Consider the following 9928-nt stretch of genomic DNA (forward strand, 5'->3'; position numbering starts at 1 on the left):
TCTATCGGGCGGTCACTCCCCGAGGTCGTCGATCGACTTCGAGAGGACCTTGCCGCCGTCATCGGCGTCGAGGAACGTCCCGCCCTGCTGGTCCTGTTGTCGCGTCGGGGTGGTTCCCTCGTTCATCTGCTCGTTGATGTCGCTGATCTCCTCGCACCACCGCTGGCGCTCCCAGTGGGCCATCTCCAGGACCTCCTGCCGTGACCACCCGAAGTGATACGCGACGAAGGCGACCTCCTCGAACAGCGTGTCGGGGTCCTGAAGTGGAATCATTCCGCCGGATTTCCCGCGTCGGCGTGCTCCGTTTCGCCGTCGGAGACCTGCGAGATGTCGCGGAACTGCGTGTCCGCGTCAGTCGCGCCGGCGTCGTCTATCGGGAGCACCTGCTCGCTCTCGCCCGACTGACCGGGTCCGGCGGACTCGTCGATGTGGGCGCCCGTTTCGACCTCGACGGTGAACGGCTCACCACAGTCGGGACAGGCGGTATCGACGGCGTTGAGACCACCGTTGTTGACGCGTTCGTACATCGCTTGCAGGTACTCGAGGTCCGAGACGAAGAGGTTCTGGATGACCGCCTCGTCGACGGTGTCGAGCGAACCCAGTTCGGTGACCGTCCGTGCGAGCAACACGATAGTCAGATACGACGAGTTCGACTGAACCCGCGGCTCTTTCAGAGGTGTAATCTCGTCCGCGGCCGTCGCGAGCCGCATTCGGCCCTCTTTGTGGAGGGTCCCCTCGTCGTCGACGTACCCCTGCGGGAGGCTGAACTCGAACTCTGTCTGGAGCGTCTGGTCAGTCATCGGTTAGCGGCGCTGTCGGCGGTCCGGATTATTACTCTGTCGACATTCGCCGGGGTCGACCCCGTGTGGAGATACCCCTCGCTGTCGAGATGGCACTCCTCACGGAGCCGGTCGACGGCGAACGCGTCCGTCGGGTCGGTGGGCGTGCTCATCACGAACGGTCGATCTTCATCGTGTCGAAGTCGACGACGAACGTCTCGACGGCGATCTGGTCACCGCCGGGCGTCGCGTTGAGCTCGGGCGGGCTGTACTGGATGACCATCGCGCCCTCCATGTTGTATCGGGCGACGGTCTTGCCCGTCCGGTCTTTCAGCATGACCGCGATCTGCTTTTTCGCGTCGGATTCACGGCCCTCTTCGGCAGCGGTGAGCCAGTCGTCCAGCGACGAGTTCTGGGAGTCGGCCGCGCGTGCGAACTGGAGGTTCGTGTAAGTGACCTCACCGAGGTGTTTGCTCCCCGAGGCCATGTCGGTCCCCTCGCGGTAGTTGTGGGTCTCGACGTTCTTCTCGGGCAGTTTGACTTCGATGACACCGGGGATGTTGGTCCCGTCGAGTTCGACGTCGAATTCGGTGTTGGCGATCGGCTTGGATTGTGATGATGACATTTGTCTGTATGGTTATTGCGGTCGTCTGCGGTTACGCTTCCTCGGTGTCCTGACTGATACGGAAGATGACGAACTCGGCGGGCTTGACGGGTGCGACACCGATTTCGACGATGAGACGACCGTTGTCGATGTCGTCTTCGCTCATCGTCTCCTCGCCACATTTCACGTAGAAGGCCTCGTCTTCGCTCTGGCCCTGGAGACCGCCGTTACGCCAGACGGTCCGGAGGAAGTTGTTCACCGACTGACGGATGCGGCCCCACGTGTCCTGCTCGTTGGGCTCGAAGACGGCCCACTGGGTGCCCTCCTGGATGGACTGCTCGATGAACAGGAAGAGGCGTCGGACGTTGAGGTACTTCCACTCGGGGTCCGAGGAGGTGGTTCGAGCGCCCCACAGTCGGATGCCCCGACCCTGGAAGCTCCGGATGCAGTTGACACCCTTCGGGTTGAGGACGTCCTGTTCGCCTTTGGTGATGTTGTGCTGCAGGCCGACGATACCGCGGATGGTCTCGTTGGCCGGAGCCTTGTGGACGCCGTGTTCCTGGTCGGTCCGAGAGTAGATGCCGGCGATGTGTCCGCCCGGCGGAACGAGCTTCTCGCGGTTGGTCACCGGGTCGAGCACTTCGATCCACGGGTAGTAGTACGCCGCGTACGAGGAGTCGACGGGCGTCTCCATCTCGGAGACCGGGCCCGGGGTCTGGGGAGACTGGAGGATGGCGAACCGGTCACCCATGTTCTCACAGTGAGCGACCAGCGAGTCCGTCAGCCCCTGGACGTCGTTCTCGTCGGGGGCGACGACGAGGGATATCTCGTCGATGGCCTTGAACCCGGCCAGCCCGGTGCGGAAGCCGGGCTTGTCGACGCCCTCGTAGTCGCTCAGCGAGACCTCGCCGTCGGCCTCTGGCTTCTCGGGGACGACTTCGACGTCGACCTCCGTCTCGCCCTCGCGGATATCGCCGAGTTCGACGACGAGTTCCTCCTTGTCGTCGGTATCGAGTTCGAGGGGGTCCGCGATACCCTCGAGGCTCTGTTCGTCCATCGATTCGAGGTCCTCCGGGATGTGGACGACCGTCTCGTCGCCGTCCTCCTGAACGAGCCCCCCGTCGGAGTACGCCGTCGGGAGGCTGTCGCGGTGGAGCCACGTTAGCCCCGTGGCAGGGGTGCCGTCGGCCTCGTATTCGATGTCGATCAGCACGGAGCTCTCGACGCGCTTCTCGTAGAAGTTGCTGGCCTCCGGGTCGGCCGACAGACCGTCGTAGACTTCTTCCACGTCCGGTGCCGGATCGGGACGGTCGCTGCGGGGCTTGTTGACCGACTCAAGATCGCCGGACCAGTATCGGACGGTGATGTCGAACTGGTCGGGATACTGGCTCTCTTCGACGATGACGGCGACGGACTCACCCCACTGACCGGGACCGGTGGCCTCGACCTCGGCGACTTCGGTGCTCTCGCCGTCGGTCAGCGTCGCCGTTGCGACGTCCTCGACGTCGGCACCGGTGACCCGACCGACGAAACAGCGGCTCCCGCCGTTCTTGAAGAAGCCGTCGACGGCCGCATCGAGGTTCGACGACTTCGGACTCGCGCCGTACAGCCGCTCGAAGTCGGCGTAGTTCGTGACGAGACGTGGCTCGACGGGACCGCGTTCTGTCTGACCGAGAAAGCCAGCAGTGCTCGTACTGACTCCCTCGACAGCTTTGCTTCCGCTCTGCACCTCTTCGACGTAGACGCCTGGAGACTGGTATTCGCTCATTTTTATCGGGACTACAACGGTGTCAATTTATTTTTGTGAACGATATAAATCTTGCTCTCTATTCTATTGATTTAACTCCCTATACTCAGGATAGCATTAAATATCAACCCGTCGAGACCGCCGGCTGTTCACTCGTCGGGGACGACCTCGAGGAGGAAGTCGAGGGAGTCCGCGGCCTCACACACCTCGTCGTGCGCGTCGACCTGGTCGAGCAGTGATCGGTCCTCCTCGACGGCCGCCTGCAGGTTCGAGACGGACCGCAGGTAGTTCTCCAGACTCTCCTCGGTGGTTATCGGTTCGAGGTGGTCGCCCAGTTCGACGAGCTGGTCGAGGAGGCCGTCCAGTTCCGGCTCGTAGACCGCCCGTTCGGTTCGGATGCCGTCGAGTTCTCCCTCCGACTTCTCGACGATTTCGCGCGCGAGACGGCTCGCCTCGCCGCTCCGGGCCTCCAGCTCGTCAGCCAGACCGTCGAAGAATCTGATTCGGTCCTTGACCGTCTTGCGCATGACGTACCGCGAGAGCGACTGGCGGTCCGCCTGGAGCGTCTCCACCTTCGCTTCGAGCCCCTCGATGGCGTTCAGAATCTCGTCGACGTCCTCGGGGACGTCCATCGGCTCTTTGGTCACCGGCGTCTGATGTGGGTTGTCCGCGTCGGCGAGGTGCTCGACCAGCACGTCGAACAGGAACTCGCTGTCGAAGACGACGGGCCGCGGCGGGGCCCCCTCCATGGGAACCCAGCTCCCGTCGGGTGTGCTCTCGAACGCGCCGATATAGACCGCGCCACCGGTGTCCGCACGGGCTGGCCGGTACTGACGATATCGCTCCAAAAGTCGTTCGCGGAGCGCCTGCGGGTCGAGACTGTCGGACTGGAGCCCCGATATCTCGATATCCCCGTCGGTCCGTTCCGGGTCCGGCGGCGTCTCCCTGTAGGTCAGCGCGAACGACTCTACGGCGCGGTTCGGAGCGGTGTCGTCGTCGACGGCACCCTCGGTGTCGGGGACCGGAATCGTCTCCATCGCCGCCTCGGTGAACTCGATGTACAGGTATATCTCGTCTTCGGCGGGTATAGGGACAGATTTCGTCGTCACCTGTTCGACGACCACCGGTCGCCCGTGCCCGTCCAGTGCCAGCCCCGGCGTGAGGGTGACATCGAGCCCGTCCCCGCTCTCGGTGACCGACTGGACGTCGATACCCCGAACGACGCCTTTCCCGTTCAATAGTCGGTTGAGCGTGTGTAAGCGCTCGGCGTGGTACGTCTGTTCGGCCTCCATGTCGCGGGGCGTCATCAGCTTCCCCTTGAAATATCGGTTCTTCTGGAACTGCGAGAGCTCCGGTGTGTCCGAGTCCGAGTAGTTATCGTCGCGAGGCATACGAATGTAAGTATATTGATTGTAAGGTCGTTTACTGATAAAATATTCGGTCAGTCGTCGGATGAAAGCCGTTCCGGCCCGTCGTCGCGAACTGGACTGTGTAGCGGCGAGACCGCACAGTATTTATTTCGCCGGTAGCCTTGTGATAGCAACCGACCTGCACGGGACACCGGACAACCACACGCTATTCAGCATCATGAACGTCACCGACCACACCGAACACGGCCGGGAAATTACGCTGCGTATCACCGACCACACCGACGCCGACCACCGTCTGACACTCACGCGGACGGGGACAGTAACCGACCACTGGTGCGATCAGTACCCCAGCGACGACGACCCGACGCCGCTCGAACGCGAACGGCTTGCCCGGGCTGAGCGGTTCGCCAGGTACTACCTCAAACGGCGGTCCGACGTCGAGGCCGTGGAGCCGTACACCGACGGCATCACCGACCCTGACCCGCTGGTCGTCACTGCACTCGTGCTGGCCGCGATGTCACAGGAGACGCTCACAGAGCGCCTCGGAACCTACTACGAGCAACTCACCGCGTCGCAGGCCGACGACAGCCCGCCGGTGTCGCCGCCCCAGACCACAGCGGCCGCGGAGTGCCAGTCCGTCGAACAGGACATCTGCCTCACCGCCCCCGCCGAGGCGGTGGCCCAGTTGAGCGACGTCCTACACGAGATAGACGGACTGGCGACTGTCCGCCACGTGCTCGACGTCTGTCCGGACCGCGGGGATTCGGACCTGCTCGAGCGACTCGGTCGACTCCTTCCGACCACGGCGACCGACGGCGATGGGGCCGGGCGCGGCGAGCGGTTCCTGCGGCTCGCCTCGCCGCTACGGGTCCACTGGGAGACGGACGGCCCGACCCGTGTCGAATACGGTGACGACATCGGTTCCGACGCGGACACCCCCATCAGCGCGCGCCTCCAGCTGACGGCCGCCCATCGACCGGTCATCTCCGTGGCCGCCTTTCAGCGGACGCTCGTCGACCACCTGCGATGTCAGGCCCGTGACTGTTACGTGGGAATGGGCCTGCGGCCACCGAGCCACCTCCGGGTCACCGGTCGGGGCATCAGCGCCTGCACCGACCGATACGAGCATCTCGACACACTCCAGAACTACCACGACGACCACGCCATCGTCGACTGGACGCAACTGGGCGCACGCCCGGACCGATAGAAGGGTTCACTCTGCCGTGCTGACGGGCGGCGACTATCTCCAGCACGCCCGGTCTCGTCACGCACTCGTGGCCACCACCGGTTGCACCGCTGAACATCGATATCTCAGGGCAGCATCGACACCGCGCCGCCGGCTTGTTGACGGACGTGCGCTAACTCGTGTGCGAGGACCCCATTACGCCTCTGCCCTGACAGTGTCACGGTCCCAGTCGATGTCCGCGTCCGGATCGTGGTAGGGCTGATAGAGGTCGTAGTAGTCGTACCACGTCGCGTGGTCGTAGCTGCCCATGCCCTGAATTCGGAACTCCGACGGCGGTGTCACACCCATACCGAGGTAACAGTCCCGAACCTGACAGAACAGCCCGCGAACGAGCGACTGCTGGAACGCGTCGATGTTCTCGGGCTCGAACGGGAGCATCTCGATTCGGGCGTCGGGTTCGCGGTCGATGCCCGGTCGGTCGGTCCACGCCGTGTGGTACTGGCCCGCCGCGTCGTCCCAGTGGACGTGGACGCCCGAAACCGCCTCGATCCAGAAGTCCTCAGCAGTCGCCGGGAGGTCGCTCCCGGATTTCCCGGCGATGTCGTGAGCGTCCGCGAGTAGACCCAGCAGCGACCGGTCGTTCACACCGCCTCTCGCTAGATCACCCAGATACTCCCGCACCTCGGCAACGTCGAGCAATTCTTCCAGCATCTCGACCTGTCTGTCGTCCAGCCCGAGGTAGACATCCTGCTGGTAGGTGACGTTTGCCTGGGAGACGCCGTCCGGGAGCGTGACGGGACGGGGCGAGTCCGTCGAGTGACTTCGAACCTGTCTGTAGAGGTCGCCGAAATACGACTCTACGCTGTCGGTACTGAGGCCGGCGGCCACGAGAGCCACCCCAAGGATTCGGTCGGGGTTGCGGTGCGGGTCGAGCGTTTCGTAGCCTTTCTCCCGGTAGACGTAGTACTTCGCGTATCGCCGGGCCTGGTTGACGTGTTCGTTCTCTGCGTTGGTACGTTCGGCCGGGTCGTCCGGGTAGCCGTCCTGCTCGTGGTAGTTGATTTTACCGTCGAACTCCATCTCGATGACGTGCTCAGCGTCGTTGTTATCGATGACACTTAAACCAACGCGCTCGTCGTTTTCGCCCGTGATGATCCCATCCATCTTCAATCCCTCCTGCTTGCACCGACACCCTGAGACTCGCCCACACCAGTCTGAGCCTCGACTTTCTTGACCGCACGGTCGGAGATATGACTCACCCAGTCGGTTGGTAGTTCTGCAGGTCCGATATCGTGGAGCGCGGAGCGGACCTGAGTGACCTGCCGTTGCTGGTCGTACGCTTCGTCGGTGACGTTCTGGATGAACGGACCCGCGATCGGTATAGCACCCACGGCGCCAGTCGTCGCCTTGGCCGCCATGTCCTGCTTGCTGAACGCTCCGCCGTGGAACCCGAGATACTCGGCGACTCGCTTCGCTATCGACGAGATTTGCCCGTCGCTGCCCTGCAGGTCCATCTGGTCGAACTCTTCGCGGGCCTGTTCCAGTTGCTCCGCCTCCGGCATCCGCTGGACGTGCACCTCACCCCGCCGCATCCGCTGGATACCCAGCGTTCCCCCGCGCATCACCCGCTCAGCCGTTTGCTCGGCTTCCCGTTCGAGGCGTTCGTCCGGGTCGATAGCCAGTTCGCCATCCTGTGGCAGCATCGACACCGCACCGCCGGTCTGCTGGCGCACGTGCGCGAGTTCGTGGGCCAACACGTGCTGTCCTTCCGCAGATTCTGGGTCGTACTCGCCCCGGTTGAACGCGATCTGATTACCCACGGTGAACGCACGGGCGTTGATGTCGTCGCAGGCCGTGGTAACCATGGTGCCTTCAGCTTACACCGGGGAAACGTAGCCGGAGATACGGGCTTCGTGGTCGAAGTACGGTTCGTAGAAGTCGAAGTGACGGTATTTGCCGGTGTACTTGTACCGGCCGTGGCCCAGCACTTTGTACGGTTCGGGTGGCTCAAGCCCCATACCAATGTAGCAATCCCGAATCTGACAGACGAGGTTGTGACCGACGACGTAGCGGAAATCGTCGCACTCGTACGTCGACGGGAGGATCTCGATTCGGGCATCGGGCTTGCGGTCGAACTGGTCCTGACTTTCGATTGTCCGTTCTTCGTTCGTGTCTTCGTAGTACATCGTATCGATTCCCGATACGCCTTCGATAGTGAGTTCTGTCCACGTTACGTCAGACGTCTCACTGGTTCCGCCGACGAGTGACGTAGCTTTCGAGAGCATCCCCTGGCCGGTCGCCGTTGCAAGCTCTTCCCGTTCAATCTCGCCAATAACTTCCGTCGCCGGTCGGTCAAGTTGTGACTGAATCGTGTCGAGGTCGTCCTCGAGATAGACGTTTTGCTTGTAGATCAGGAACTCCTCCTCGTAGACCTCGTCCGGGAGATCTAACGGCGGCAATGCGTCGGTCCGGTCGTGACTCACCGATTGTTCGTGCAGCGTCTGGAAGTACTCCCAGAACTGCTTGTCCGTGAGATCCAGTAGTGCGATCAGTACCGCCGCAAGTCTGTCTGGATTCTCCGATGGTGGGACCGTGTCATACCCTTTCTCGCGGTAGACGTGATACCGGGCGTATCGACGGGCTTGCGAGAATGTTTCATCTTCAATATTGCTTCTGTCTGATGGGGTATCGGGGATAACGTCCTCCTTGTGATGGAAGATATTTCCCTCTGAGTCCAAACCAATCTCATGCTCATCTCCACGATTGTCTTCGACAAGGAGCCCGACTCCTTTTTCATCTTCACCAACGATTTGTGCGTTCATAATTAGGACCTCAATCCAGAGAACCAGTCACTTTCTTCTACTCCTTTGTCTCCCTCACGTTGCCCCTGCTCGTCATCATCAGCACCAAGCAGTCGGTCTTTCACTCGGGAGTAGGCATCATTAATCGTTTCTTTCCCAGCAGCGACACCAAAGCTAACTGTGCCGGCAGCGATAGCAGGTACTGCGACCTCGGGATTGGTAGCCGTGTTTGCGAGCTGGTCTTGCAAGGCGGGTTGGGCCATCGCACGACCGGCAGCAATTGTTGCCGCAGTTACGCCCGTGCCCATCATAGCAGTCGCCTTCTCCGACCAACCCGAGTGGACCTCATCCTTGAGTGAACTGAGTTCCTGTCGAAGGTTGTCGACTTCTTCTTTGAGTTGTCGGACCCCCGAATAGTTGTTCTCGACGCTGACCTCCGCTGGTGTCCGCTGAATGTGGATATCCGATTTCCGCATCCGCTGGATACCCAACATCCCCCCGCGCATCACCCGCTCAGCCGTTTGCTCGGCTTCCCGTTCGAGGCGTTCGTCCGGGTCGATAGCCAGTTCGCCCTCTTGGGGCAGCATCGACACGGCTCCACCGGTCTGTTGTCGCACGTGCGCTAACTCGTGGGCCAGGACGTGCTGGCCCTCTTTTGAGGAGGGGTCGTACTCGCCGCGGTTGAACGCGATGTGGTTGCCGACGGTGAAGGCGCGGGCGTTGATGTCGTCACAGGCTTTCGCTGCGGACGGCCCGGTGTGGACGCGCACGTCGCCGAGGCTGTCGCCCATCCGGTCTTCCATCGCGCGCTGGATGCTCGCGTCCAACTGCTGGCCCGAGGAGGAAATCACGCTTCGGACCGACTCAGGCACTTGCGTATCGCCTGCCTTCGAGTCGTTCCGGTAGGCATTGTGACTGCGCTGGACGGACTTGGCGTTCTGCCGTTCGATATCTTTTGGCACTTCGGGCGGCCGCTCGGCCTGCCGTTCGCGAAAGTCCGCCATGTCCCTCGTCTTGCCCATCGTCTCGATTGGCATGCCTTCGGCAGCCCACTGGCGCACCTGGTCGGTACCGTGCTGTTGTGCTAACCGTTGCAACACCGTCTCGTGTCCGTCTCGGTACGGTTCGACCCCGAACTGCTGACCCTCGCCGGAATCTCGGCCGGCCGACCGGCGCTGGTCCCCGTCGTCTTCGAGGGGGTCCATCGCCGCCGACCCGGCCTTCTCTCGGGCCTCGCTCACTGACCGGAAACTCATTGTTGGTTTAATTTTATACTCTGCGTATTTAATTGTTTGTTGTATGGCAGAACACGCAACTGAGGGGCGGCCGGGGGAGCCCGACCGAAGACTGAGAAAATAGCATATGGGAACACCGTCGGTCATCTGCTGGATCAAGTTGATATTCTTAACACCTTAGTGAGCGAACGCCGCAATGGATACCG

10 protein-coding genes and 2 pseudogenes are annotated in these 9928 nt (G+C 62.1%); 1 reads left to right on the forward strand and 11 read right to left on the reverse strand.

The annotated features are described in order from the left end of the window. Positions 1–12: 12 nt before the first annotated feature. From NDI56_RS14055 to NDI56_RS14080, 6 genes are all read right to left on the reverse strand, one after another. Positions 13–273 carry a DUF6760 family protein gene (locus NDI56_RS14055; RefSeq protein WP_310920209.1) on the reverse strand — a complete coding sequence of 87 codons (261 nt, stop codon included), beginning with the start codon at positions 271–273 and terminating at the stop codon, positions 13–15. Beyond that, entirely contained in the window at positions 270–800 is a 531-nt protein-coding gene (locus NDI56_RS14060; RefSeq protein WP_310920211.1) for a hypothetical protein, read from the reverse strand. Before NDI56_RS14060 ends, NDI56_RS14055 begins: the two co-directional genes overlap by 4 nt. Next, complete coding sequence (locus tag NDI56_RS14065; protein ID WP_310920213.1) at positions 797–952, reverse strand: hypothetical protein; 156 nt, start codon at positions 950–952, stop codon at positions 797–799. The genes NDI56_RS14060 and NDI56_RS14065 overlap by 4 nt, the downstream gene beginning before the upstream one ends. After that, positions 952–1404, reverse strand: coding sequence for a phage tail protein (locus NDI56_RS14070; protein WP_310920215.1), 453 nt, complete (start codon positions 1402–1404; stop codon positions 952–954). The genes NDI56_RS14065 and NDI56_RS14070 overlap by 1 nt, the downstream gene beginning before the upstream one ends. A 31-nt stretch (positions 1405–1435) precedes the next feature. Then, the gene (locus NDI56_RS14075) at positions 1436–3151 is read right to left on the reverse strand and encodes a phage tail sheath family protein (RefSeq protein WP_310920217.1); all 1716 of its coding nucleotides are present in this window, start codon (positions 3149–3151) and stop codon (positions 1436–1438) included. 128 nt (positions 3152–3279) lie between these two features. Then, the gene (locus NDI56_RS14080) at positions 3280–4521 is read right to left on the reverse strand and encodes a kinetochore Spc7 family protein (RefSeq protein ID WP_310920219.1); all 1242 of its coding nucleotides are present in this window, start codon (positions 4519–4521) and stop codon (positions 3280–3282) included. 142 nt (positions 4522–4663) lie between these two features. Between NDI56_RS14080 and NDI56_RS14085 the strand changes: the two genes are divergently transcribed. Continuing rightward, positions 4664–5707: a DUF7958 family protein gene (locus NDI56_RS14085; RefSeq protein ID WP_310920222.1), complete on the forward strand. Its 1044-nt coding sequence runs from the start codon at positions 4664–4666 to the stop codon at positions 5705–5707. Between the two features lie 107 nt (positions 5708–5814). Here the strand turns inward: NDI56_RS14085 and NDI56_RS21755 are convergent. From NDI56_RS21755 to NDI56_RS14105, 5 genes and pseudogenes are all read right to left on the reverse strand, one after another. Beyond that, positions 5815–5877: pseudogene (locus NDI56_RS21755) on the reverse strand (eCIS core domain-containing protein); the annotation flags it as partial. Positions 5878–5881: 4 nt separating this feature from the next. Next, positions 5882–6850, reverse strand: a complete 969-nt coding sequence (locus NDI56_RS14090) for a DUF7958 family protein (protein WP_310920223.1) — start codon at positions 6848–6850, stop codon at positions 5882–5884. Positions 6851–7242: 392 nt separating this feature from the next. Continuing rightward, positions 7243–7539: pseudogene (locus NDI56_RS21760) on the reverse strand (eCIS core domain-containing protein); the annotation flags it as partial. A gap of 24 nt (positions 7540–7563) precedes the next feature. Then, on the reverse strand, positions 7564–8508 hold the full coding sequence (locus NDI56_RS14100; protein ID WP_310920226.1) for a DUF7958 family protein: 945 nt from the start codon (positions 8506–8508) through the stop codon (positions 7564–7566). 2 nt (positions 8509–8510) lie between these two features. After that, positions 8511–9743, reverse strand: coding sequence for an eCIS core domain-containing protein (locus tag NDI56_RS14105; RefSeq protein WP_310920227.1), 1233 nt, complete (start codon positions 9741–9743; stop codon positions 8511–8513). Positions 9744–9928 lie beyond the last annotated feature (185 nt).

The organism is Halomicroarcula saliterrae (assembly GCF_031624395.1).
GTDB lineage: Archaea > Halobacteriota > Halobacteria > Halobacteriales > Haloarculaceae > Haloarcula > Haloarcula saliterrae.